Source organism: uncultured Roseibium sp. (assembly GCF_947499295.1).
In the GTDB taxonomy this organism is placed as follows: domain Bacteria; phylum Pseudomonadota; class Alphaproteobacteria; order Rhizobiales; family Stappiaceae; genus Roseibium.
On record NZ_CANMNP010000022.1, the window covers coordinates 15,758 to 37,763 of the forward strand.

Here is a 22,006-nt window from a genome sequence, read left to right on the forward strand (position 1 = left end):
GGTCAGTCTGCTTGTGTCCAGTTGGAGATCAATTGTGAAAGATCAGGGCGTTGACGCTCAACGGGAGGTTGCGTCGCCGTACCGATATGCACGAAACCCGCAAACCGCTCATTGTCACCGGCGCCCAAATACCGGCTTGCCTCTTCGTCAAACGCGAACCATTCGGTCAACCATTGCGAAACAAATCCTGATGCGGCGGCCGCCGTCACAAGGTTCATGCACACCGCGCCGGCCGAAAGCTGCTGCTCCCAAATGGGTATTTTCGGATGTACGGCTGCGGTGCTAATGACGCCGATGACGAGCGGTGCACGGGTGAATCGGCTCAACTCCTTCTGACGCTGCTCGCCGTCAAGTGGCCCGTTAAGGCTCTCATAGCGCGCAGCCAACCAGGTTCCGATAGCTTCACCCTGCTCGCCCGCATAAAGAACGAAGCGCCAAGGATTCAGTTTGCCGTGGTCCGGAACGCGTGCAGCGATTGTCAACATGTCCTGAATCCGGTCGTCGTCTGGTCCGGGAGACGACATTGTAACAGAAGGATGAGACCTTCTTTGCCGCAGAAACGAGAGAGTTTCCGGCGACATTGTGTCTTGATTGGGCATGAACTTATCCTGCTGAGATAGTTTCATTTGCAACTATCAACTAATTGATTAGCCGCAAATGTCAACTTCTATCTGAAACGTCTTGAATTCGCCCGAATTTAAGTCCCATTAGGGGCCGAAATTCAATCCGGTTTATTGAATAAAAATCCGCTGCTTTTTGTTGGCGTTTTCGGCGGATTGAAATGGACCGCTCTCCCAAGCTCCAACAAAAAAAGGCATTGGCGCAGCAGCTTTGGTCCCGACCGGCATCTGCGATTGGAATAAAATGCAAAAGACTGGTAAAACACGTCGAGTCAAAAAGATAATGAAACGGGCATGTTAAAAACACTTATTGTCTCAGGTGTGTACGGTTTGAAGAAACCTGTAGCAGCGGCAGCGCAAGCGATGCTTGTTTGCATGTCGCTCCTGTTTGTTAGCAGTTCCGCTTTTGCACAGACTCAAGACGCTCCTATGCCTCCGGCCATGAAACCGGACCCCAACGCACCCGTTGAGAACCCGATCATTAATTTGCTCGACCGTGAACCCGAGCCGCTGTTTTCGGACGTAATACTTCCTAGCCCATATGCTCCGACGAGATCCTCGGCGACAGACGTCGCAAGCGGTCTTCAGGAAGGCGCGCTCTATCTTATGGCCAAGCTCACCGCTGACGCTAAGCCACTCTATGATGGCCTGATCTGGCGGATCTATTCCGAGACAACAAATACGGATGGACGGCTGCAACTTGTGGCAACACACAAGGGCGGTGACGCGGAGTTTCGCCTCGAGCCGGGCTCCTATCTCATCCACACCGCCTACGGCTATGCCCAATCCACCAACAGGATCATGATTGGTAAGGAAGTCCAGTCAAAGATGGTGACGCTGAATGCAGGCGGCATCAAGTTCGGAGCATCTCTCAAGGACGGTGAAACGATTGATGGCAAACCCGTTTCTTTCGACGTGTATGGACTGGAGTTTGATGAACGCGGCGAACGGGATCTTATTGCCAGTAATGTAAAGCCCGGTTCGATTGTCCGTCTGAATGCCGACACTTATCATGTCGTCAGCCGCTACGGTGACGTCAATGCTGTGGTTCGTGCCGATGTCCAGGTTCTGCCTGGAAAACTGACCGAAGCGACGATCTTCCATAAGGCTGCGGGTATTACGCTGAAACTCGTCAACGAACGCGGCGGTGAGGCAATTGCCAACACCACCTGGTCCGTCCTGAGCCCCGGCGGAGATGTTGTCGTTGAAGCGACCGGGGCTTTCCCCGACTTCGTACTGGCGGCTGGAGAGTATGAAGCACTCGCGCGCAACAACGGCCGGACCTATCTTCACACATTCGAAGTCACTCCCGGTGAAGACCGGGAAGTTGAAGTGGTCACATCAGTCAGTGAATTGTCGTCTCAGCAAGCAACGATCAACAACTGAACATCAAAACCGATCTTAATGAAGGTCGGTCATCGGCAGTGCGCTTCCTAATCGCGTCGCCCGAGCAGTTTGCCAACGCTGTCGCCAGGCCCCATCTCCAATACCTTGGTCTGAAGAAAATCCATGACTTCCTTCTGATCCTTGAAACCTGACATGGTTTCGTAGGAAATCGGACTTCCGGCCCGTGCCGTGATCACCGTCCCGAGAATGCGCCTGAACTCACGCACCAGCAGCGACAGTCGCAACGTCAGCGAGTACTTGCTGACCAGATGAAACAACCAGGAATTCTGCCCCGCGAAATAGAGCGGTAGAACAGTCGCCCGCGATGATCGGATCATCTTGGCCGTAAATGTTTTCCAGGGCAGTTCTTCAGCACGGCCGAACGGCTTGGCTGCGGTCGCGACACCACCACCGGGGAACACGATGATTGTCGTACCTTCCTGAAGCAACTTCAGCGCTTCTTTTCGTGTCTGCATGTTGGTTTTCAGAGCCTGCTTGGTTTCTTCAAAATCAACGGGCAGAGAAAATGGCCGGACTTCGGGAACCTTCAACAACTCGTTGTTGATGAGGATCTTGAAGGGCCGGTCCAGCTGTTCAGCAAGCGCCAGGATCGCCAGACCATCGCCAATGCCGTAGGGATGGTTCGCAATCAGGACCAGCGGTCCTTGGGGAAGGTTCTTCGGCGGCCATTCGCCATCGGTAACGGCGACATCCAGATTGATCAGTCCAAGCAAATCGCTCCAGATGTAGTCGGACGTCCCGACCATAGTGTGTTTCCACACTTCATAAAGGTCGACAAGCTTGCGACGTCCCGACAATCCCTCAATGGCACGTATGGTCCACCGCTTCAGCGGCGGGTGCTCGGGATTTGCGTAACTGAATTCAGCGTAGTTCACGGCCGTTGTCTTGAACCTGATGGAACCCTGGTAAATCAGAAACCCAATACCAGAAGCTCCGTTTCAACAATGTGACAGCACATTGCCCCAGGGGATACCCCAGCGTAAGGGCAATGTGCAAGCTGTTAGAATCTCCTAGTTAGGAGACAACGCACTAGCGAAGATCCGGCGGTGTTGCTTCCTCGACGAAGGCTGCAACCGCCTCCTCCAGTCCCATGGCCTTCTGGTCCTTGGAACCCAGGCGGCGTATATTTACCGTCTTTTCTTCCGCTTCACGCATGCCGCAGACAATGATTACCGGAACTTTGGCAAGCGAATGTTCGCGAACCTTGTAATTGATCTTTTCATTCCGGAAGTCTGTTTCGACTTTCAGCCCTTTCGACTTCAAAAGATCGGCAACCTCCTGCCCGTAAGCATCGGCCTCTGAAGTAATAGTCGCAACCACGATCTGCAAGGGTGCAAACCAGAGCGGAAAGTGTCCGGCATAGTTCTCGATCAAGATGCCTAGGAAGCGTTCCATCGACCCGCAGATCGCTCTGTGGATCATGACCGGTGTTTTCTTTTCGCCGTTATTATCGACATAGAACGCACCGAAGCGCTCAGGCAGGTTGAAATCCACCTGCGTGGTACCACACTGCCATTCACGGCCGATCGCATCTCGCAAGGTGTATTCGAACTTCGGACCGTAGAATGCGCCCTCACCTGGTAGAACATCGGTTTTCACCCGTCCTTCGGACTCCGCCTCGATCCGCTTCAGCACATCGGCCATGATCGTTTCGGCATGATCCCAGGCTTCATCGGTGCCAACACGTTTTTCTGGACGGGTCGACAGCTTGACAACAATCTCGTCAAATCCGAAGTCCTTATAGACCGAGAGAATGAGATCATTGATCTTCATGCATTCGTCGGCCATCTGTTCTTCGGTGCAGAAGACGTGAGCATCATCTTGCGTAAACCCTCGAACGCGCATCAACCCATGTAGGGCGCCGGACGGTTCATAGCGGTGCACCACACCAAATTCGGCAAGGCGCAACGGCAGGTCACGATAGCTTTTCAAGCCGTGTTTGAAGATTTGCACGTGCCCTGGGCAGTTCATCGGCTTCAAGGCAAAGACACGATTGTCCTCGGCTTCAGGGTCAGCGGACTGCACCGAGAACATGTTCTCTTTGTACCAGGTCCAGTGGCCGGATGTTTCCCAAAGCGAAGTGTGCAGAACCTGCGGTGCATTCACTTCCTTATAAGTGTCTCGCAGCACACGGCGTTTATAGGCAATCAGGTTCTGGAACATGTCCCAGCCCTTTGGATGCCAGAAAACGACGCCAGGTCCCTCTTCCTGGAAATGGAACAGATCCATTTCGCGTCCGAGCTTGCGGTGGTCGCGCTTTTCCGCTTCTTCCAGCATGCGAAGGTAGCCTTTCAGCTCCTTCTCATTTTGCCAGGCTGTTGCGTAGATGCGGGACAACATTTCGTTGTTGGAATCACCGCGCCAATAAGCCCCGGCAACCTTCATCAGTTTGAACGCATCGCCGATCTGCTTTGTTGACGCCATATGCGGTCCGCGACACAGATCCAGCCATTGCCCCTGCTTGTAGATCCGGAGCTCCTGATCTTCGGGAATGGCATCGATCAGCTCGACCTTGTAGTGCTCACCCTTCGCGGCAAAGAAAGTTTTTGCGTCTTCGCGGCTCCAGATTTCCTTGGTGAACTGAGCGCCGCGACCGATGATCTCACGCATCTTTTTTTCGATGACAGGCAGCTCTTCCGGATGGAAAGGCCAGTCTTCGTTGGTATCCGGTTTGACGCGTTTGAAATCGTAGTAGAAGCCATTCTCGATGACCGGACCGATGGTCACCTGGGTTCCTGGCCACAACTCCTGAACGGCCTCGGCCATGACGTGGGCTGCATCATGCCGGATTAGCTCAAGCGCACGCGGATCTTCGCGAGTTACGATTTCAATCTGATGGTTGGCATCGATCGGATCTGAAAGATCTTTCAGCTCCCCGTCCAGCGTCATTGCGACCGCCTTCTTGGCGAGCGACTTGGAAATGCCTTCGGCGATTGCCAGGCCAGTTGTGCCGGCTTCGTATTCGCGCACGGAATTGTCGGGGAAAGTCAGTTGGATCATCTTTTTTCTCCTGCTCACTCCTGCAGACAAGGCAGGTAAGCTTTTCAAAGGTATTTGGATCGCCTGCTGATAGGGGATTCAGACCGGATCGGCAACCCTTTCCGCTAGGTAGAGGCTTATTCAGTGGCGGTATGCCGGCAATAGGTTATCAGAGCAGGCTTTGGTCTAGCACCACCCATTTCAATCGCTATCGCGATCAATGACCAAGGGCGGTGGCCGCCGCCGGATCGGCTGCGACTTCACGATAGAGGTGCTTGTTTCCGCCTTGTCTGAAATTTTGTCGAGGATGCCATCAAGGTCTTCGATGCTCGGAACTGCAAGACGCGCAACAAAACAGTCTTCACCCGTCACCTTGTCGCATTCGCAAAACTCGGGGATGTCTTGAATGAGCTGCTGCACAATGTGCAATTTTCCCGGCAATGGACGGATCCGCACGATTGCCTGGAGACTGTAGCCCAGCGCTTTCAAATCGACCTCTGCTGAAAAACCGCGCACGATGCCACGATCTTGCAATCGGCGGAGCCTCTCCGAAACACCCGGCGAAGACAGGCCCGCATGCGCAGCGAGGTCTTTCAATGACATACGCGCATCGGAAATCAAAGCCTCAACGATTTTTCTGTCCGCCGCATCCAACTTTATTTTCTTCACCTTTTTTGACAAAAAACCTTACTTAACAAGATCAGAAATAACATGAACCTAATTTCCATTATATATTCCGTCTATTCACTTTGCCATCCTTGGTAGTGTCAGAACCAAAGGAGGCTAGAGTGGACAAAACTCTCCGCGGCGCGGCAGAAATGACGGCGGCCATGACAATTCTGGGAACCATCGGCCTGTTCGTTGTCCTGTCAGGAGAAGGCGCAATTGATGTCGTTTTCTGGCGCTGCGCCTTTGGCGCCCTCACATTGCTGGTCATTTGCTCGGCCCAGGGCTTGCTGCGGGGCCAGCTGACACTCAAGACGCTTTTGATGGCCGTGCTCGGCGGATTCGCGATCGTCGTGAATTGGGCGATGTTGTTCAGTGCGTATGGCGAAGCATCTATCGGGGTCGCTACCGCCGTTTACAACACCCAGCCTTTCATATTGGTGGGTTTTGGAGCCTTGTTCCTGAGGGAACGTATTTCTTCGGCAAAACTTGGTTGGCTTGCGTTCGCATTCTTCGGCGTCCTGTTGATCATTCTGGCCAAACCTGCAACGGCCGACTATATCGGTTCCAATTATGCACTTGGGATTGCCCTGGCCTTGTCAGCGGCGTTTTTCTGGGCGGTAGCCGCTCTTCTCACGAAAAAACTGACTGGTACACCGCCTCAGTTGATCGCTCTGATCCAGGTCAGCGTGGGCATCTTGATGCTTGCACCGTTTGTAAGCTGGTCGGCTTTGCCACAGTCCGGGGCAGCCTGGGCTGCACTTGCAACCCTTGGCATCGTCCATACCGGCATCATGTATGTTTTGATGTATGGCGCGGTCCAGAAACTGCCGACCTATTTGCAAGGCGCGTTTTCGTTCCTCTATCCGATTGTCGCGATCCTGGTCGATTACGTCGCTTTCGGCCATCAGTTGCAGGTTCCTCAACTGATCGGCGCTGCTGCAATTGTCCTTTCCGCCATGGGGCTGACCTTTGGCTGGAAACTCTCAATTGGCTGCAGAAATGGCGAATGCGTATCCTGAAAAGTCAGACTTCGGATTCATACGAGGCGAATTGAGCCGTCAGTTCAGGCGATGGTCATCCGGAATATGACGTCCAGTCCACCGACCGTATCGCCAGGGACACCACCAACTCGCATCTTGAGGCAAGGCATCCGGGATTGGATCAAATCCGGATGCCCCCCAGGGATTGCATCTGAGAATGCGTGACAAACCGACCCACCCGCCTGCCCAGAAACCATAACGCCTGATTGACTGCTCGGTGTAGTCCGAGCATGTCGGCGCGTATCGGCAGGATCGCCCCATGACCAGGGAAAGAGAGTGGCGGTAAATCCAGATCAAGCCGATCGCTATGCGGCCGGGCACCGTGAGCGGTTGGGAGGTTTCTTTGTCGGGAGAGACTGGTGAACACATGTCAGCGCATGTGATTGCCCTTAAGCAACCACACTGTCCTGACCCACCTTGGCCTCGATTTGATCAAGGGCGTCGACAACGGCATCAAAGGTCAAAAGCGTCGAGGCATGACGGGCCTTATATTCACGCACTGGCTCGAGAAATTTAAGATCTTCAAAACGTCCGGCCGGCGCTTCGCCTCCCTCCTTCAGCATGGCTCGCATCGTGTCGCGAATATCACGCAATTCATCGGTGCTGGCGCCAATGACATGACGCGCCATGATCGAGGAAGAGGCTTGACCCAATGCGCAGGCTTTTACGTCATGGGCAAAATCCGTCACTACACCGTCTTCGACACAAAGATCCACAATAACGGTTGACCCACAAAGTTTTGAATGGGCCTTTGCGGTGGCGTGAGGATGCTCAAGACGGCCGATCCGTGGGATATTACCTGCAAGTTCAAGGATCTTTGCGTTGTAAATGTCGTCCAGCATTCTCGCCTCTTCGTGAAAGCCAGTGATCGCGTGCCACATTGATGGCATGGTGCTTTCATATATATAGATCAGTCGCCACGGCAATTTCGCAAGGGGCAGAGTGGTCGCAGTTGGAAATTATGCGTGATGGATGCACGTTTGATACCGACTAAACCCGCTCAGAAACTGTGCGTTCGCTTTTTGTGTGGAGTATGATAATGGACCCGGCTTCAATAGAAAATAGAGGGCCGTCCCTTTGATCTGTGCACAGGCAAGCGCCGTATGACGAGTGAAACGGGTAATTTTGCGAGGATCCCCATGGATGCTGTCCTCAAGCCGGTTGAAAAACCGTTTGAAAGAAAATCGCCGGATCAATTGCACCGGCCAAATCGTGAGGAAGTTGAAGCGGCAGTGCGAACCATTCTTGCCTGGACTGGGGATGATCCGGACCGTGAAGGTCTGGTAGAAACTCCAAAACGGGTCGCCAAGGCACTGAGCCAGCTTTACAGCGGGTATTTTGAAGATCCTGCCGAACATCTTGAGCGTACTTTCGAGGATGTCGGGGGATACAAGGACATTGTACTTGTGAGGGGCATCCCCTTCCATTCGCATTGCGAACATCACATGCTGCCGTTCATCGGCGAGGCCCACATTGCCTACTATCCGGCCGAAGGCGTTGTTGGCCTTTCGAAGCTCGCCCGCGTTGTCGACATTTTTGCAAAGCGTCTGCAAACACAGGAAAACTTGACGGCACAGATCGCATCGGTCATTGACGATGCCCTGGCGCCGCGGGGACTGGCCGTGATGCTGGAAGCTGAACATCAATGCATGACCATGCGCGGCGTTCAGAAACAAGGCGTCTCAACAATTACCACCCAGTTTACCGGAGTATTCCAGGACGACCCGGCCGAGCAGGCCAAATTCATGTCTCTGGTGCGCGGCAAGGGCATTTGACACCAAGGCCCTTGCCGGAATTTTTCTGACAAGGGCTTTTCTCATGACTGACATCGTTTTTTCCGAGCGCAGCGACAAGGAAACGGTCGAAACGGGCGATCTTCTGATGCCCAAGTACGACGCTGACGGACTTATCGTTGCCGTGGTAACAGAACATAAGTCCGGCGAAGTTCTGATGGTCGGTTACATGAATGCAGAAGCGCTCAAACGAACGCTTGAAACCGGCGAAGCCTGGTATTGGAGCCGCTCACGTAGAGGCTTCTGGAAAAAGGGTGAAACATCCGGTCAGGTCCAGACCGTTCATGAAATCCTGACCGATTGCGACCAGGATGCCCTGGTTCTGAAGGTGTCGGTCGCCGGCAATGGCGCGACCTGTCACGTCGGCTATCGCTCATGCTTTTTTCGCAAAGTGACCAGCCCGGTATCGGGTAAAGCACGGCTGGAGCGCGTTGAAGCGGAACGTGTTTACGATCCGAACGAAGTTTACGGCAAACACTGACGTTGATCGCAAAAAGGTGGGGCGGACATTAGCCCGCTTCCAACGAAACCTTTGGATCCTTGAAAACATGAAAAACCAGACCTTCGACGCCCTTGCCAAATTCTTTGCGCAGGACTGAAGTCTCCTCTGGTCCATATCTCAACCCCACAGCCTCGACTGTTCGCCCGATATGGTCTGCATTGTGGGCGTAACGCCCGCTAGCGTTCAGTTTGAACGCCTCTTCGCCTGTTTCCAGTACTTCAACACTGGCCACCAAGATGCCTCCCGGCTTCAGTGCCTTTTCGAGCGCTTCAAAAAACGGTGTCAGATCACCCAGATAACAGAGTGTATCCACGCAGACGCATAAATCGAATTGAGTTGGCAGATCTGCATTCAGAAATGCAATCAGTTCTCCCTCCACCAGAAAGTCATATACATTGCGTTGGGCTGCCTTCTGCAACATGCCAGGAGACAGATCCACCCCCGTCAGCCGGCCACTTACATCGCGTATCAAGGGACCGCACAAACCGGTCCCACAACCGAGATCCGCAACATCTGGAAACTGTGCGCCGGACTGTGCAGCAAGAAGATTTACGGCATTAGCCACTCTTTGAGGCGTGTTATATTCAAGTATTTCAAGCACTTCATCAAAACTGTCTGAAAAACTGTCGAAATGCGATTTGACATAGTCTTCCGGAACTTGCGCCAGTTTCTCTCCACGCGCAGCTGCCAGATGAAACTTGAGCGAGGTGTCTTCCGGATTTTGGTCAACCAGTTTTTCCAGATGTTCGGTTGCACGATCCCCATGGCCGAGCTCATGTAAAAACCGCACCGCCCTGACTGCGTGAAAAGGCGATTCGACTCCGAGCGTCAGGCCTTTGTCGAGTGCTTCGGCTGCCTGGTCGAGCATACCCGCCCGCCCTGCAGCCAGACCGAAGATACGCCAGGCATCCCCCTTGTCCGGATATCGGTCCCTCAGATCGGCAAGTCTTCTCAAAAGCTCCTGACTGCGGCCAGCTTCTCCGGCTAAAATTCCAAGGTTGTGCCAAGCGTCCTTTTGGTTCGGATCCAGTTCTACGGCCAAAATATACTCAGCAAACGCTTCCTCCCTGCGGCCGATCAGTTTGAGAATGTTGCCGAGATTGTTCCTGGCAAACGCGTTGTTCTCGTTGACGTGCAACGAATGCCGTATGAGCGATAGTGCGTCTTCGGGGTCATCTTTTTTGAAAAGCAAAAGTCCGAGGTAATGAAGTCCGTCGGGATGATCCGGATTGACAGCCAGTACATCCTTGTATGCGGCCAAGGCCTCTTCGCCATTTCCTTCCCGGTGCGCTTCCAGACCTTCTGCAAATCGCGTTTCGATATCCAATGACTTGCCCCCTCAACGGCCACTGACTCGCAACTAGCGGCTCTTGCTCTGCATAACTTTAAGGAAGCTCACAACCGTTCGCTATATTTTCTTTCAAATTGGCGTCTCTGGTTTGAAAAAATCATTCCGAAACAAGTTGAAATAGATGATTTTCTCAAAACTATTGCAGTATAAAAACATGAGTGTTTCTCCGCACGTTGGAATACTGATCAGCACTCGTATTTCATGTTACGTTTGCGTATTAGTCCGAATATTTTCCAATGCCGTTTTTGCCTACACTTATCAAAATCAAGAAATTCGAATGTCGACACCGGTCGAAAACCTGATCACGGGAGGGGATCATGTCTATCGAGCGAGATTTTCCAGCAGCGCGTTTGAAGCTTCGAGATGTATCCAGCTCGCCGGAAGACAGGCCTATCAGGCCTCCCTGGACAACCGAAACATCAATTCAGAACCATTGCACAGGCTGCGACGCGTGCGTTCGTGCCTGCCCGCAATTGATCTTGCGGCCTGACAAGGACAACAAACCATTTGTCGATTTCGATGCAGGAGAATGTACGTTCTGCGAGAAGTGCGCACTCGCCTGCGAAGAACCGGTCTTCGACCTTGCCAAAAGCGCCCCTTGGAAACACACATCAGTTGTGGCTTCCAACTGTCTGCAGAACAATGGCACAAGCTGCCAATTGTGCAGCGATGTTTGCCCGGTCTCAGCGTTCAAGATTGAGACGGCCGGAGCCCGAGAAGGTCATATCGTGGTAGATGCAGGACTGTGTACAGGATGCGGCTCCTGTGTCAGCACCTGTCCTTTGGGTGCGGTTTCTGTGAAAGAATTGCCGGAAGCAAACCCTGTAGCTGCCTGAAGAGCTTTCTCGTCAACGGAAATATTCTGGTCTGCTCGCGCAGGAAACGCGGCAACTCTGACTCGCCAGAAATTGCCGCTCGAGAGTTTTCTCAAGGACGCGGCTCGATCAAAAGCCGCTTTAGTCTAGGCCATTGTGATGTAGCTGCGCATTTGTTCAGCTTCCAACTCAACCTGAGCAATCTTGTATTTGACGACGTCGCCGATTGAGATCACCCCCGTCAGCTTGCCGTCCTTGACAACAGGCATGTGACGGAAGCGTCCCTGGGTCATCCGCGCCATCACTTCGTTGACACTGTTTTCTTCAGTGCACGTGACAACTTCTTTCGTCATCACGGCGGTGACTGGAACATTCAGCGAAGACGGACCCTTGGTTCCAATCGTCCGGACAATGTCGCGTTCAGAAATGATGCCTTCTATTTCCTTGTCGCCATTGCAGACAACCACGGCACCAATCTTGTGTTTTGCCAGGGTTTCACAAATCTCGCTCAGAAGTGCATCGCTCCGCGCGGTAATTGTGTCGTGGCCTTTCCCACTCAAAATTGCGGCAACGGTCATTTATAAACCTCCCATGGCATCAATCCCCGATACAGGCGGGGTTCGCGCATCATTGCAAAAAAAACAGTCCGCGCAAACCGTTCTGATGCCGCAGTTGGTCAGGAAGATCGTCGCTGTGGAACAGGATCGAAAAACGGAAACAGGGCGAGACCTGCGAGGAAACCGCCAATGTGGGCCTGCCAGGCGACACTTGCAGGTTGCCCCGCCACGGGTCCGCTCATAATGCCGAAGAAGAGGTTCAAACCGAACCAGACCGCGACAAAAACAAGAACCTGTTGATTGCGGAAGCATTCGGCAAGCGGCTGTGCAGGAACAAAATAGGCTGCTTGATCTGATCTACGGAATGCGCCGAGCGGCCCCCCCAGTTCGAACACGAACCGGATTGCAGCGGCCATCTGACCTGATACGGCAGCAGAAGCACCGATCATCGGTGCCGATTCCCCCCAATGTGTGGCCAGATGCGCAAAAGCGCCGCCAATCGAGCACACTGCAGAAAACGCCAAAAACCGCCCAATTCCAAACCGGCGAGCCACCGCGCTGCCGAAAATCGCCATCCAGAGCAGATTGAAAATGATGTGCATTGCGCTGCCATGCAGCAACGAATAGGAGATGAAGCTCCAGAAACTGGAAACCATCTCTAGAAACGACAGGCTGGAAAGAGCCGTGAATTTGACCGGCCAAAATGCAAACAGATAAAGAATCCAATTGTCCCAATTGGCTGGCAACACAATTGTACGCAGCAGATGAATGACGATCATCGCGGCTGCGAGCCAGATAATGATATTGGGCAAATTGAACACCGGGGGTTCAGATGGACGGTTCTGCCTCTGATCCTGCTCAGCTTTCTCGCGTCGGGCGCGTTCTTCGTCAAATCGATATACGTTCATCAACCTTCAGCCTTTCCATCTCTCTTCTAAGCCAGATCAACAACAAAACAAGTGCAGCCTTCATCGGCACGCCCTGCATCGTGTGACATGGTGAATTTCAGTGAGAGATCGGAAGCAGCTTTCACGCCTGTCAGAAGCTGCTGCGGAAATAACAAAGCGCCGGCTGTCGCAAACGACAACCGACGCTTCGTAACGCCCCCCTTAAACCGGTCGCGTCCCCACAACGCTCCGTCAAGGACAATGGTCCACGTCTCCGGCGCAATTATCACGAAGTGGCGTTTTCAGCTCTTTTCTTCGCTTCGCTGCCTGAAATACCAATAACAGGCTCCTCCCACCCATCATCAGCGTGAACTGATCGTTAAGCTGCCAGCCCCCACCTCCAAAAACAAGCTTTACCGATCATTAACCTTAATTTCTGCCGTCAGCAGTACCAGCGACCGGAATGAGCCACCGCACAGACACCCAATCGCCTCTCAACTTGGCATGCGCCCTGCTTTGTATGGAGCAAACACCTACAGGGAAACAAAAAACGTCCCGTTTTGAAACAAGAACTGTCTTGAGACGAAACAAAGGGACCAAATCGGCATAGAGGCGATACCAGATGAAACACGGCGTGACGCAAACTCTTTATTCGTACTGGGACAACCTGCGCGGCGCCCGCCCTGCCCCGAACCGCAGTGAAGTCGATCCCGGTGAAATTCGCGGCCTGTTGGGTGACACTTTTATTCTGGAAACAAACGGCCCCAGGGACGTACGTTATCGTCTGGCCGGAACCCGTTTGTGTTCGGCTCATTGCCGTGAACTGAAAGGCCGCAACTTCCTGCGAGGCTGGAACGACAAGGACCGGGAAGCGCTGGAAAGCCTGATTGCCGCAATCACTGAAGATGCTGCTGCCGCCGTTATTGGTATCAACGGACACACTGAACGCGACCAGATCCTCCAGATGGAGATGCTGCTGGTGCCATTGAACGTACCTGGTGAAGGACGCATCCGCATTCTTGGCAGCTGCACTCCCATGGAAAAACCATACTGGATCGGTCTGCACCCGGTCCTGAAACAATCCATTAGCAGCCTGCGCCTGGTCTGGCCCGACGAACGCCCCTATTTTGTCGACGCACCAGTCGCTCTCAATCCAATCGTTCCGCGCTTTACTGCCGAAGGCATGTCCATGCCAACACCGCCCCTGCCAAAGGGAGCTGAAAAGAAAGTCGGTCATCTGACAGTCTATTCTGGCGGAAAGTCCTGACCACTCTTGAAGCCGCCGGTTCATCAATTTGCCACCGGCGGCACTTGTCTTCGCATTGCTGCACGCTTCATTTGCGTCTCAGTTTCCCAAAGACTTGTTCGACTCACCGCATCAAAGACCTGTCCCGGCTTGCTGCAAATGACCCTAAAAGCTCGTTTTACGCGAAATTTCGCCCGAAACAGCCAAATGAAAACAATTTAGTCACTCCTAGCCCTAGATCTACGCGTCTTGTGAGGTACACTCTTACACATCGTTAACCCCAGCTGCCTAAAGTGATTCAAACACGTCTTTTGAATCGCATCCCTGGCCGGGGAAACGTGATTTGCGCGCGGATTTGGATAGAGCAGGCATGACCGCCGGATTGGCAACAGCTACAGAAGGAAGCAGATCGCTTCAAGTCACTGATCGCCGGCGACATCAACGGGTTCAGGTAAACATACTTGGCCGGTTCATGCTCGAGGATCGACGTGAGTATCCATGTCAGGTCATTGATATGTCTCCGGGCGGTCTTGCCATGATTACGCCGGTGACCGGTCTGGTCGGTGAGCGTGTCGTTGCCTATCTGGATCATCTGAGTCGCGTTGAAGGTCGCATTTCCAGACTGATCGATGGTGGATTTGCGGTCGAGTTGCGCAACACTGTTCGAAAACGCGACAAGATTGCCAACGTCCTTACCTGGCTTGCAAACAGGGATGAGCTGAACCTTCCGGAGGATCGTCGTCACGATCGCTTCGTTCCAAAGAATCCGATGACAAAGATGATCCTGCCGGACGGCTCCGAGCATGTCTGCCGCATCATTGACGTTTCTTTGTCGGGTGCTGCAATCGCAACCGACATACTCCCGGAAATGGGTGATGGCATCACCCTGGGCAAGATGTATGCGCGCGTGGTTCGCAAGATCGAAGGCGGCATCGCGGTTGAATTCGCAGCTGTTCAAAGCCGTGAACTTCTTGAACAGCACATTTCGGCACCCGAAGAGAGCTGATCCTCCAAAATCTTGTTATATTTCATAAGGGCCGTCCTCTTTTGAGTGGCGGCTTTTTGCTGTTCAACAACAGCCACTTCATTTCTTGCAGTTTTTTTGATTTTTTTTGCCGTTTTTGATCGAGTCATCTGCTCCGTTTTCGGCCCTCGAGACATCGTACTGCCGCGCACCCCCTGACAGAAAAAACTCTGATCCTGTCACCAAAAGAATCACATTTACAATGATTTACAGGACTTAGATTCAATTTTAGATAATTCTGAATCAAGTTTTATTTAAATAAAGCTCAAATAAAAATAAAAACAAAATCAAACAATCATCAAATACATTTAGCTTTTTACTTTGAAGATTTTCTCGAAGTAAAAAGCATTGAGCCATCGTTGCGTCAGCCTTGGGGAGGGCGTTACGATGAATTTACTTCGGAATATCTTATTCACATCTACTCTTCTGATGAGCGCATTTGCAGCTGGAACCTCTGCACAGGCTGATCCCAGCCGGTTCATGGACATGAAGAAGTCTGTGAAAGCACCCATTGGACACAAGCAGTTTTGTCAGGACAATGGTTGGGCCTGTCCGCGTGAACGCTATGACCCTGTCGTCGTGCAGCTCAATGAAGAGCTTTGGCAGCAACTCATTGCCGTCAATGCCGAAGTCAACCGCAGGGTCAGACCGATGACGGACAATGATCTCTTCGGCAAGGAAGAACACTGGTCCTACCCGGTCAACGGCTACGGCGATTGCGAAGAATACGTTCTGGAAAAGCAGCGCGTGCTGATGGAGGCCGGTTGGCCCAAGAGCGCCCTGTTGATCACGGTCGCAAAGGACGTCCAGAACTCCGGTCATGCGGTGCTGACTGTCCGAACGGATCATGGAGACATGATTCTCGACAACCAGATCGAAGCCGTGTTGCCCTGGTACTCGACGCCTTATCGCTACATCAAACGCCAGTCCGCCAGCTCACCAGTGGCCTGGACAGGTATTTCGGACACGCGCGTGACCACGGTCAGCAGCGTCTCCAGGTAATACGATCAATCCTGCAACAGCAGGAGACTTACTAGGATTGGGATTGGCGCTGCAACTGACGTTGCGCCTACTTGGACGATCCGGTCGCGTCCCCACCCTCCCCATCCCTACCACGACCGGATCCAGGGAACCGGCCCGCCCCCCGCAGGCCGGTTCCCGTTCATTTTGGGTTCGAGATAGAGAGATTTCGAAAGCCAGGACTTGAAGATCAGGTCTCGGACAAGCCCGCCTTGAACCGTTTCCAGTTTCGGACATAACCTTGAGCGGACTTGGTAATGTCCACGGCTGCTTCCGGCGGCAATTCGCGGACAACCTTTCCTGGAATACCGACTACGAGCGAGTTGTCAGGGATCACCTTGCCCTCGCCAATGAGCGCATTCGCACCAATGATGCAATTGGACCCGATAACAGCACCGTTCAGCACAGTGGCTCCCATGCCGATCAGGGAATTGTCCTTGACCGTGCAGCCGTGCAGGATCGCATTGTGACCAATGGTACAGTCAGCTCCGACTGTCAGAGGGAACCCCATATCCGTATGGAAAACGCAACCGTCCTGCACATTTGATCTTGCACCAACGCTGATCGGCTCATTGTCACCGCGCAAGATGGCGCCAAACCATACGCTCGCCTCTTCAGCAAGACGAATATCCCCAATGAGGCTTGCACTTGGTGCCACCCAATAGGCTTCGCTTTCAGGGAAACTGGGAAACCGGCCTTCCAGAGCGTAAACGGTCATCAGTCTTAAAATCCCGCCACAATGAGCGCGACATTCATCACCATCACACCCGAGCAGACACTCCACATGCCCGCAATGGTTGATGAAGCGACAAGCCAGCCAAGTGGCCGTTTCTCAATTCTGCGTCCGCGAATGGCGTTTCTCATGATGATGAAAGGCCCGGCAAATACACACAGAACGATTCCCGTCAGAAAGCTCAAAAGCCCTTCTCCACCAAAGTTGAACTTCGGGGGTTCTTTGGTGACAAGCTGGTAAAGACTGCCAAGGACTCCCGCCGCCACGAAGCCGGCACTCGCGATGTATCCAACGAGAAGTAGGTCCAACAACACGCCCATTAACCCCTTGTTAACCTTCCAGGCAGGAAAGTGATTAAGAAATACTAAACGGTCAAGTGCAAACACCGTGCCGGAAAGCTGAATGGGCGAAAACCCCGAAAATCGGCCGGCCTTGCCGGTCCCCAATCCTTCCTATTGCGGGACAATTGTTCCGCTTCGGGACAGTGTGTGCCATATCAGTGCAATGCGCTTGGCGGAGTTGGGCCGTTGATCCCAGTCACACTGCCGGAGCCTATTGGAAACCGTTCTCGCATTTTCACCTATCTGTCTGTCGCCATTTGTCTATTGGCTGCGGCCCTTATTTTTGAGCGTGTTCGCTTTTGGACAGATCATTTGCAAATGGCGGGAAACATTCCCGCTGAGCCGCTCCAGATAGCCATTGGACCGACTGGGTTTGCCGTACCTCCTGAATACGTGATCAGTCAGCGCAGAAATCTGCTCGAGCAGTCTTCGACATCCAACTATGTCCAACTTGCGATGACATGGCCCGGTCTTGGGCCACAATCGAACAGAAGCAGTCTTTTGGGCGAAGAGGTGATCCGGATCGAACTGGAACACAATCCAGGTCGTGAGAGTCTGAGAGCGCGCCTGGATCCGTTTTACAGACGACTTGCGCGCGGGGGCGAAATATCCGGTCCAGGCGGCCTCAAGCTTCTGAACCTCGCCCGCCTTGGTGGCAAGCGATCCGACATGATCGTGTACGACCCATCAAAACAAAACGGGTTTATTGCCAGATGTCGGCAACAGAGCTCTACCTCAAAGGCCACTTGTCATCGCGCGGTCCAATTCTCCTCCGGGCTCGACCTGCGCTACAGTTTTGACAGGTCTCTCTTGCCGGACTGGCGACGCCTTGACAGGGCGGTGCTCTTGAAAATCGACAGTTTCAAGACCCGCTAACCGATACCAACCGGCAAAATGAAACAAAAAAGGCGGCAATCCCTTGGGATGCCGCCTTTTTGAAAGCTTGTGTGCAGATCAAGTGAATTCAAACGTCTTCCAGGTCGATCTCCAGGATCGCCATCTGGAAGTTCCAGCTGAGATCTTCATCCTCATCATCCCGGAAAATCACGCCGATGAACTCCTCGCCGATATAGACTTCAGCGCTGTCGTCCTTGCGCGGACGCGCACGAACCTGAAGGCTTGCGAGTTCAAATTTTGATTGCAGATAAGCTTCAATCTTGCGGATTTCGTCGGGCTTCACAGGGCTCTCCTGTTGGTACTTTGGAAAAATATCTGGCGCGGACCCTACAGGACAGGGCGGAAATACAAAAGGAATTCCGCCCGCTATCCCCGTCTTCCTGATGGCCAAATCTCAAATGACGAGCAACCCTTTCTCAAGAGCCCTCGCTCAGCAACTGGTTCATGCTGCGGGCAGGCTCAGGACACCCGGCTTTGCCGACAATCTTGGCCGGCACGCCCGCGACAGTGGTATTCGGCGGCACGTCTGACAGGACGACGGATCCCGATGCGATGCGCGAGCAGTGACCTATCTCCAGGTTGCCGAGAACCTTGGCCCCTGCCCCCAACAAAACACCGTGGCGGATTTTTGGATGACGATCGCCGCCTTCCTTTCCTGTGCCACCGAGCGTAACGCCCTGCAAAATGGAAACATCATCTTCGATCATCGCCGTGCCGCCGACAACGATGCCAGTGCCATGGTCGATGAAAATACCTCGCCCGACCGGAACTGCCGGATGAATGTCGATCTGAAAGACTTCAGAAGCACGGCTTTGCAGATAAAGGGCAAAATCCCGACGCCCCTTGCGCCACAACCAGTTGGCAAGTCTGTGTGTCTGGAGCCCGTGGAAGCCTTTGAAGTAGAGCACAGGCTCCAGATACCGGAAGCAAGCCGGATCGCGATCGAACACCGCGACGATATCCACCCGGAAGATCTTGGCGAGCTCCGGTTCGTCCGCAAGCGCCTCCAGATAGGTCTGCCGGATAAGAGAAGCAGAAACGATATCACGGCCAAGCCTGTCACCGAGCCGGTGAAGAACAGCCTCTTCCAAGCTGTCGTGATTTAGAACGGTCTCGTACACAAAGGACGACAGCGCGGGCTCTGCCGTGACCATCGCCTGAGCTTCGTCTCGCAATTGCTGCCAGACCGGATCGTGGGTCGGAACTTGTTTCAAGCCGGACTTGCTGATCGGTGCCGACATGGCCTGTCTCCTTTTCAAGCCGTCACAATGGTGCCTTGCGGCTGAAATCCTAAAATAGGACTGACGGCTGATATTCCCAAATGAAACTTCCTGATATCAGATATGAAACCCTTTTATGAACCTGGAATTAATTCAATTTCCGGTCACCAGCACGATCTGACGCGTCTATTGGAGCGCCAATGCCAGACCTTTCCTCGAATTCTGCGCGATCCGACAATCCGCTTTTGGTTGTGCGCGGACAAGTTGCCGAACTTCTCATAAACGCACCGGACCGAAAGAATGCACTACCGCTTGCGGCCTGGAGCAGGATCCCCGAACTCTTGGCAGAACTTGCCGAAACTCCCGACATTCGGGTGTGTGTAGTCAAAGGTGCAGGTGGAAGAAGCTTCTGTGCCGGTGCTGATATATCGGAGTTCGAAGCCATCAGATCGACGCCTGAGGCTGCCAAACACTACGACGACATCAATGTGGCGGCATTTAAGGCATTGAAGGCACTGGACGTTCCCGTTGTAGCAGCCATCGAAGGGCCATGCCTGGGCGGCGGCCTGGGCGTTGCCCTTGCCTGTGATCTTCGCCTGGCCACACGCTCTGCTTTTTTTGGCATTCCTGCAGCCAAGCTAGGCTTGGCCTATCCGCCAGAAGCTCTGGGAGACCTTATGGAAGCCATTTCTTCTTCCAACGCCAAGCATCTGCTATTCACCGGAGAAAGCATTTCCGCTGAACGAGCTCTCCAGATTGGCCTTATCAATGAAATGGTTGAGGACGGGGTTCTTGATGAACGCATGACAAGGCTGACAGACAGTTTATGTGCCAATGCCCCCTTATCGCTAAAGGCCGCCAAAGGCGCGATCAATTTGCTCAATCGCCCAGATGGCACACGAGACCTTAAGCCTGCACTCCAAGACGCCCAAATGTGCATCGACAGTGCCGATTACAAGGAAGGGTATCGCGCGTTTCTGGAAAAGCGCAGGCCGGTGTTCAAGGGGATCTAGGTGGCCGGTAAAACATGCCAACTCTCTTTGAATTAGCCTGAATCATTTCAGAAGGAACTGCCGCCAACACAATGATTTAAATGACTTCTTGAAATCAAACAGGCTCGGCCTTGACCTTGAGGGTCAGCAAGAAATTCTCAACTGCGGACGCAAAGACATCGTTCTTGTCTCCGGCAACCATATGTCCTGCATCGCGGACATCAGAGAATTGGGCGTGCGGCACAAGGGCTTGAAACTCGCGAACGTGTTCCATCGAAACGAGTTCTGAATTTTGTCCCCTGATCAACAGCACAGGCAGTGCAAGCTTGCTCGCCGCAGTCACAAAACCTTCTTGGGTCACTGCCGCTTCCTTTGGCGTCTGCCCCTGTTTCGACTTCAGGAAGGCCGGGTCCCAGTGCCAACGGTAGCGGCCGTCATCATGAAGCCGAAGATTCTTTGAAAGCCCTGACAAATCCTTGGGTCTTGCCCGGTTAGGAAGATACTTGGCAATCGCATCCGCAGCTTCTTCGACGCTGGCAAATCCCTCCTCGACACGGTCTCCCATGAATCCGATGATCTTGCTGACACCGCCCAAATCAATTCGGGGTGTAATGTCGACCAGAACCAGCGCCGTCAGCCCCCCTGGATTTTCCTGCCCCTCAGAAAGCATACCCGCAAACCCGCCAAGAGATGCTCCAACCACAACGGGCTTGGCGTGGTATATTTCTTGGATTTGCCGGGTAACCGCAGCCAGGTCCTTGGCAAAGTCGGTGAACGCATAATTGCCACTTTCAACCCAGCTGCTTTCTCCGTGGCCACGCTGATCGAGTGAATAGACAGGATGCCCGAGACCGGCAATACGTTCGGATGCTGCGTCCCAGGAATGACGGGTCTGCCCGCCACCATGCAACATGACAACAGGCAATTGCCCCTCGCCATATAGATCGGCAACCAGCTTGTTGGTTTCCGCGCCTTGGAACTCCACCCGTGTCGAACTCATTTGATCTCTCTGATTGCCCGTGTCCGGGACGACCTTCCTTCTGCTGTCTCCAGCCGGTCAGGCCTCTACGTTGTTCAAGAAGGCAAGCACACCTTGTTTGTGTACCTTGTCACCGACAGCCACCATGTGATCGCGCCCTGGTATCTCAAGGACATCCGCATGCGGAATGAGAGCCGCCAGTTTCTGGGGCGATCCGGCTATCTCATCTTCCGTTCCCACAGCAACCAGCACAGGCCGCTCAATTTTTGAAACATCTTCTTCGCTGATTTTCTGACGCGACGATCGCATGCAGGCCGCCAAAGCCCGTCTGTCGGATCCCGTTTGCTCTGCAAAGGCCCGGAATGCGCGACCGGAGCGGTCCACGATGTCCTGTATCCGATCCGTTTCCAATGCCGCGGCAATCGGCTCAGGGTCGCCGACACCGGCGATCATGCCGTACCCCAAGCCACTGAACACCGCACGGCGGATCCTGTTGGGATGATTGAGTGTCAGAAACGCTGAAATGCGCGCACCCATCGAGTACCCCATGACATCCGTCTGCGCGATCTCAAGATGATCAAGAAGCCGTCTTGCATCCTCCGCCATGACGGGAGCGCCGTAAGCACTAGGGTCATAGAATTTCTGGCTTTCCCCATGGCCGCGGTTGTCGAGCGCAATTACACGACGGCCGTCTTTGACAAGAAGATCCACCCAACCTGGATACTTCCAATTGACATGTTTGTTGGAGGCAAAGCCGTGAATCAGCAAAATCGGATCGCCTTCGCCCTCATCCAAATAGGCAATCCGGACGCCGTCATACTCGAACTTTGGCATAAATGAAATAACCCTTACGTAAACGGAATATCTATTTATCGACCAGATTAGGATGTTTGAACCTGGTTGGCAAAGCCGAATTACGAACGACAGCAGAAGG

At 53.3% G+C, this 22,006-nt stretch carries 25 protein-coding genes; 10 read left to right on the forward strand and 15 right to left on the reverse strand.

Annotation, left to right across the window (positions count from 1 at the left end):
• Nucleotides 1-2: 2 nt before the first annotated feature.
• Nucleotides 3-599 carry a nitroreductase gene (locus Q0835_RS25925; RefSeq protein ID WP_298965740.1) on the reverse strand — a complete coding sequence of 199 codons (597 nt, stop codon included), beginning with the start codon at nt 597-599 and terminating at the stop codon, nt 3-5.
• A 315-nt stretch (nt 600-914) separates the two neighbouring features.
• On the opposite strand from Q0835_RS25925, the gene Q0835_RS25930 reads away from it, so the two are divergent.
• A complete protein-coding gene (locus Q0835_RS25930) occupies nt 915-2,006 on the forward strand; it encodes a hypothetical protein (protein WP_298965743.1) in 1,092 nt (363 codons plus the stop codon).
• Nucleotides 2,007-2,053: 47 nt separating this feature from the next.
• Here Q0835_RS25930 and Q0835_RS25935 read toward each other — a convergent pair whose 3' ends face one another.
• The 3 genes from Q0835_RS25935 to Q0835_RS25945 all read right to left on the reverse strand — a co-directional run bounded on the left by Q0835_RS25935 (nt 2,054) and on the right by Q0835_RS25945 (nt 5,660).
• Nucleotides 2,054-2,902 carry a lysophospholipid acyltransferase family protein gene (locus tag Q0835_RS25935; protein ID WP_298965745.1) on the reverse strand — a complete coding sequence of 283 codons (849 nt, stop codon included), beginning with the start codon at nt 2,900-2,902 and terminating at the stop codon, nt 2,054-2,056.
• Between the two features lie 154 nt (nt 2,903-3,056).
• Nucleotides 3,057-5,027 carry a threonine--tRNA ligase gene (gene thrS / locus Q0835_RS25940; RefSeq protein WP_298965749.1) on the reverse strand — a complete coding sequence of 657 codons (1,971 nt, stop codon included), beginning with the start codon at nt 5,025-5,027 and terminating at the stop codon, nt 3,057-3,059.
• 180 nt (nt 5,028-5,207) lie between these two features.
• A complete protein-coding gene (locus Q0835_RS25945) occupies nt 5,208-5,660 on the reverse strand; it encodes an Lrp/AsnC family transcriptional regulator (RefSeq protein ID WP_298965752.1) in 453 nt (150 codons plus the stop codon).
• Between the two features lie 134 nt (nt 5,661-5,794).
• Here Q0835_RS25945 and Q0835_RS25950 point away from each other — a divergent pair, with 134 nt between their 5' ends.
• On the forward strand, nt 5,795-6,694 hold the full coding sequence (locus Q0835_RS25950; protein WP_298965756.1) for a DMT family transporter: 900 nt from the start codon (nt 5,795-5,797) through the stop codon (nt 6,692-6,694).
• 39 nt (nt 6,695-6,733) lie between these two features.
• Here the strand turns inward: Q0835_RS25950 and yidD are convergent, their stop codons facing one another.
• On the reverse strand, nt 6,734-7,084 hold the full coding sequence (gene yidD / locus Q0835_RS25955) for a membrane protein insertion efficiency factor YidD (RefSeq protein ID WP_298965758.1): 351 nt from the start codon (nt 7,082-7,084) through the stop codon (nt 6,734-6,736).
• Between the two features lie 20 nt (nt 7,085-7,104).
• Nucleotides 7,105-7,557 carry an iron-sulfur cluster assembly scaffold protein gene (locus tag Q0835_RS25960; RefSeq protein WP_298965836.1) on the reverse strand — a complete coding sequence of 151 codons (453 nt, stop codon included), beginning with the start codon at nt 7,555-7,557 and terminating at the stop codon, nt 7,105-7,107.
• A 297-nt stretch (nt 7,558-7,854) separates the two neighbouring features.
• Between Q0835_RS25960 and folE the strand changes: the two genes are divergently transcribed.
• Together folE and hisI are read left to right on the forward strand one after the other, a co-directional pair.
• Nucleotides 7,855-8,490: a GTP cyclohydrolase I FolE gene (gene folE, locus Q0835_RS25965; RefSeq protein ID WP_298818108.1), complete on the forward strand. Its 636-nt coding sequence runs from the start codon at nt 7,855-7,857 to the stop codon at nt 8,488-8,490.
• Nucleotides 8,491-8,533: 43 nt separating this feature from the next.
• Nucleotides 8,534-8,989, forward strand: coding sequence for a phosphoribosyl-AMP cyclohydrolase (hisI, locus tag Q0835_RS25970; protein WP_298965760.1), 456 nt, complete (start codon nt 8,534-8,536; stop codon nt 8,987-8,989).
• Nucleotides 8,990-9,017: 28 nt separating this feature from the next.
• On the opposite strand, the gene Q0835_RS25975 is transcribed toward hisI, so the two are convergent.
• On the reverse strand, nt 9,018-10,337 hold the full coding sequence (locus Q0835_RS25975; RefSeq protein WP_298965762.1) for a methyltransferase: 1,320 nt from the start codon (nt 10,335-10,337) through the stop codon (nt 9,018-9,020).
• Nucleotides 10,338-10,678: 341 nt separating this feature from the next.
• Here Q0835_RS25975 and Q0835_RS25980 point away from each other — a divergent pair, with 341 nt between their 5' ends.
• Nucleotides 10,679-11,197, forward strand: a complete 519-nt coding sequence (locus tag Q0835_RS25980) for a ferredoxin-type protein NapF (RefSeq protein ID WP_298965765.1) — start codon at nt 10,679-10,681, stop codon at nt 11,195-11,197.
• Nucleotides 11,198-11,322: 125 nt separating this feature from the next.
• Here Q0835_RS25980 and Q0835_RS25985 read toward each other — a convergent pair whose 3' ends face one another.
• Together Q0835_RS25985 and Q0835_RS25990 are read right to left on the reverse strand one after the other, a co-directional pair.
• Nucleotides 11,323-11,754, reverse strand: a complete 432-nt coding sequence (locus Q0835_RS25985) for a CBS domain-containing protein (protein WP_298818100.1) — start codon at nt 11,752-11,754, stop codon at nt 11,323-11,325.
• Nucleotides 11,755-11,852: 98 nt separating this feature from the next.
• Nucleotides 11,853-12,641: a rhomboid family intramembrane serine protease gene (locus Q0835_RS25990; protein WP_298965769.1), complete on the reverse strand. Its 789-nt coding sequence runs from the start codon at nt 12,639-12,641 to the stop codon at nt 11,853-11,855.
• 601 nt (nt 12,642-13,242) lie between these two features.
• Here Q0835_RS25990 and Q0835_RS25995 point away from each other — a divergent pair.
• The 3 genes from Q0835_RS25995 to Q0835_RS26005 all read left to right on the forward strand — a co-directional run bounded on the left by Q0835_RS25995 (nt 13,243) and on the right by Q0835_RS26005 (nt 15,892).
• Nucleotides 13,243-13,887, forward strand: coding sequence for a PAS domain-containing protein (locus tag Q0835_RS25995; protein ID WP_298818096.1), 645 nt, complete (start codon nt 13,243-13,245; stop codon nt 13,885-13,887).
• A 349-nt stretch (nt 13,888-14,236) separates the two neighbouring features.
• The gene (locus Q0835_RS26000; RefSeq protein ID WP_298965771.1) at nt 14,237-14,872 is read left to right on the forward strand and encodes a PilZ domain-containing protein; all 636 of its coding nucleotides are present in this window, start codon (nt 14,237-14,239) and stop codon (nt 14,870-14,872) included.
• A gap of 405 nt (nt 14,873-15,277) precedes the next feature.
• Nucleotides 15,278-15,892 carry a transglutaminase-like cysteine peptidase gene (locus Q0835_RS26005; RefSeq protein WP_298818092.1) on the forward strand — a complete coding sequence of 205 codons (615 nt, stop codon included), beginning with the start codon at nt 15,278-15,280 and terminating at the stop codon, nt 15,890-15,892.
• A gap of 208 nt (nt 15,893-16,100) precedes the next feature.
• Here the strand turns inward: Q0835_RS26005 and Q0835_RS26010 are convergent, their stop codons facing one another.
• The gene (locus tag Q0835_RS26010) at nt 16,101-16,628 is read right to left on the reverse strand and encodes a gamma carbonic anhydrase family protein (protein ID WP_298818090.1); all 528 of its coding nucleotides are present in this window, start codon (nt 16,626-16,628) and stop codon (nt 16,101-16,103) included.
• 5 nt (nt 16,629-16,633) lie between these two features.
• Nucleotides 16,634-16,957 carry a hypothetical protein gene (locus Q0835_RS26015; RefSeq protein WP_298818198.1) on the reverse strand — a complete coding sequence of 108 codons (324 nt, stop codon included), beginning with the start codon at nt 16,955-16,957 and terminating at the stop codon, nt 16,634-16,636.
• 213 nt (nt 16,958-17,170) lie between these two features.
• On the opposite strand from Q0835_RS26015, the gene Q0835_RS26020 reads away from it, so the two are divergent.
• Nucleotides 17,171-17,860: a hypothetical protein gene (locus tag Q0835_RS26020; protein WP_298965776.1), complete on the forward strand. Its 690-nt coding sequence runs from the start codon at nt 17,171-17,173 to the stop codon at nt 17,858-17,860.
• 88 nt (nt 17,861-17,948) lie between these two features.
• Here Q0835_RS26020 and Q0835_RS26025 read toward each other — a convergent pair whose 3' ends face one another.
• The gene (locus tag Q0835_RS26025; protein WP_152501308.1) at nt 17,949-18,164 is read right to left on the reverse strand and encodes a DUF3126 family protein; all 216 of its coding nucleotides are present in this window, start codon (nt 18,162-18,164) and stop codon (nt 17,949-17,951) included.
• A gap of 133 nt (nt 18,165-18,297) precedes the next feature.
• The gene (cysE, locus tag Q0835_RS26030; protein ID WP_298818085.1) at nt 18,298-19,122 is read right to left on the reverse strand and encodes a serine O-acetyltransferase; all 825 of its coding nucleotides are present in this window, start codon (nt 19,120-19,122) and stop codon (nt 18,298-18,300) included.
• A gap of 179 nt (nt 19,123-19,301) precedes the next feature.
• On the opposite strand from cysE, the gene Q0835_RS26035 reads away from it, so the two are divergent.
• Nucleotides 19,302-20,114 (forward strand): enoyl-CoA hydratase-related protein, encoded by an 813-nt coding sequence (locus Q0835_RS26035; protein WP_298965778.1) that lies wholly within the window; start codon nt 19,302-19,304, stop codon nt 20,112-20,114.
• A gap of 94 nt (nt 20,115-20,208) precedes the next feature.
• Here the strand turns inward: Q0835_RS26035 and Q0835_RS26040 are convergent, their stop codons facing one another.
• Nucleotides 20,209-21,093 carry an alpha/beta hydrolase gene (locus tag Q0835_RS26040; protein WP_298965780.1) on the reverse strand — a complete coding sequence of 295 codons (885 nt, stop codon included), beginning with the start codon at nt 21,091-21,093 and terminating at the stop codon, nt 20,209-20,211.
• Nucleotides 21,094-21,150: 57 nt separating this feature from the next.
• A complete protein-coding gene (locus Q0835_RS26045) occupies nt 21,151-21,906 on the reverse strand; it encodes an alpha/beta hydrolase (protein ID WP_298818079.1) in 756 nt (251 codons plus the stop codon).
• Nucleotides 21,907-22,006 lie beyond the last annotated feature (100 nt).

Excerpts from the sequence above, each read along its gene's own strand:
- Q0835_RS25925 (WP_298965740.1), bottom strand. The coding sequence starts at position 599 with ATGCCCAATCAAGACACAATGTCGCCGGAAACTCTCTCGTTTCTGCGG.
- Q0835_RS25930 (WP_298965743.1), top strand. The coding sequence starts at position 915 with ATGTTAAAAACACTTATTGTCTCAGGTGTGTACGGTTTGAAGAAACCT.
- thrS (WP_298965749.1), bottom strand. The coding sequence starts at position 5,027 with ATGATCCAACTGACTTTCCCCGACAATTCCGTGCGCGAATACGAAGCC.
- yidD (WP_298965758.1), bottom strand. The coding sequence starts at position 7,084 with ATGTGTTCACCAGTCTCTCCCGACAAAGAAACCTCCCAACCGCTCACG.
- Q0835_RS25960 (WP_298965836.1), bottom strand. The coding sequence starts at position 7,557 with ATGCTGGACGACATTTACAACGCAAAGATCCTTGAACTTGCAGGTAAT.
- folE (WP_298818108.1), top strand. The coding sequence starts at position 7,855 with ATGGATGCTGTCCTCAAGCCGGTTGAAAAACCGTTTGAAAGAAAATCG.
- hisI (WP_298965760.1), top strand. The coding sequence starts at position 8,534 with ATGACTGACATCGTTTTTTCCGAGCGCAGCGACAAGGAAACGGTCGAA.
- Q0835_RS25980 (WP_298965765.1), top strand. The coding sequence starts at position 10,679 with ATGTCTATCGAGCGAGATTTTCCAGCAGCGCGTTTGAAGCTTCGAGAT.
- Q0835_RS25985 (WP_298818100.1), bottom strand. The coding sequence starts at position 11,754 with ATGACCGTTGCCGCAATTTTGAGTGGGAAAGGCCACGACACAATTACC.
- Q0835_RS25990 (WP_298965769.1), bottom strand. The coding sequence starts at position 12,641 with ATGAACGTATATCGATTTGACGAAGAACGCGCCCGACGCGAGAAAGCT.
- Q0835_RS25995 (WP_298818096.1), top strand. The coding sequence starts at position 13,243 with ATGAAACACGGCGTGACGCAAACTCTTTATTCGTACTGGGACAACCTG.
- Q0835_RS26000 (WP_298965771.1), top strand. The coding sequence starts at position 14,237 with ATGACCGCCGGATTGGCAACAGCTACAGAAGGAAGCAGATCGCTTCAA.
- Q0835_RS26005 (WP_298818092.1), top strand. The coding sequence starts at position 15,278 with ATGAATTTACTTCGGAATATCTTATTCACATCTACTCTTCTGATGAGC.
- Q0835_RS26010 (WP_298818090.1), bottom strand. The coding sequence starts at position 16,628 with ATGACCGTTTACGCTCTGGAAGGCCGGTTTCCCAGTTTCCCTGAAAGC.
- cysE (WP_298818085.1), bottom strand. The coding sequence starts at position 19,122 with ATGTCGGCACCGATCAGCAAGTCCGGCTTGAAACAAGTTCCGACCCAC.
- Q0835_RS26035 (WP_298965778.1), top strand. The coding sequence starts at position 19,302 with ATGCCAGACCTTTCCTCGAATTCTGCGCGATCCGACAATCCGCTTTTG.
- Q0835_RS26040 (WP_298965780.1), bottom strand. The coding sequence starts at position 21,093 with ATGAGTTCGACACGGGTGGAGTTCCAAGGCGCGGAAACCAACAAGCTG.
- Q0835_RS26045 (WP_298818079.1), bottom strand. The coding sequence starts at position 21,906 with ATGCCAAAGTTCGAGTATGACGGCGTCCGGATTGCCTATTTGGATGAG.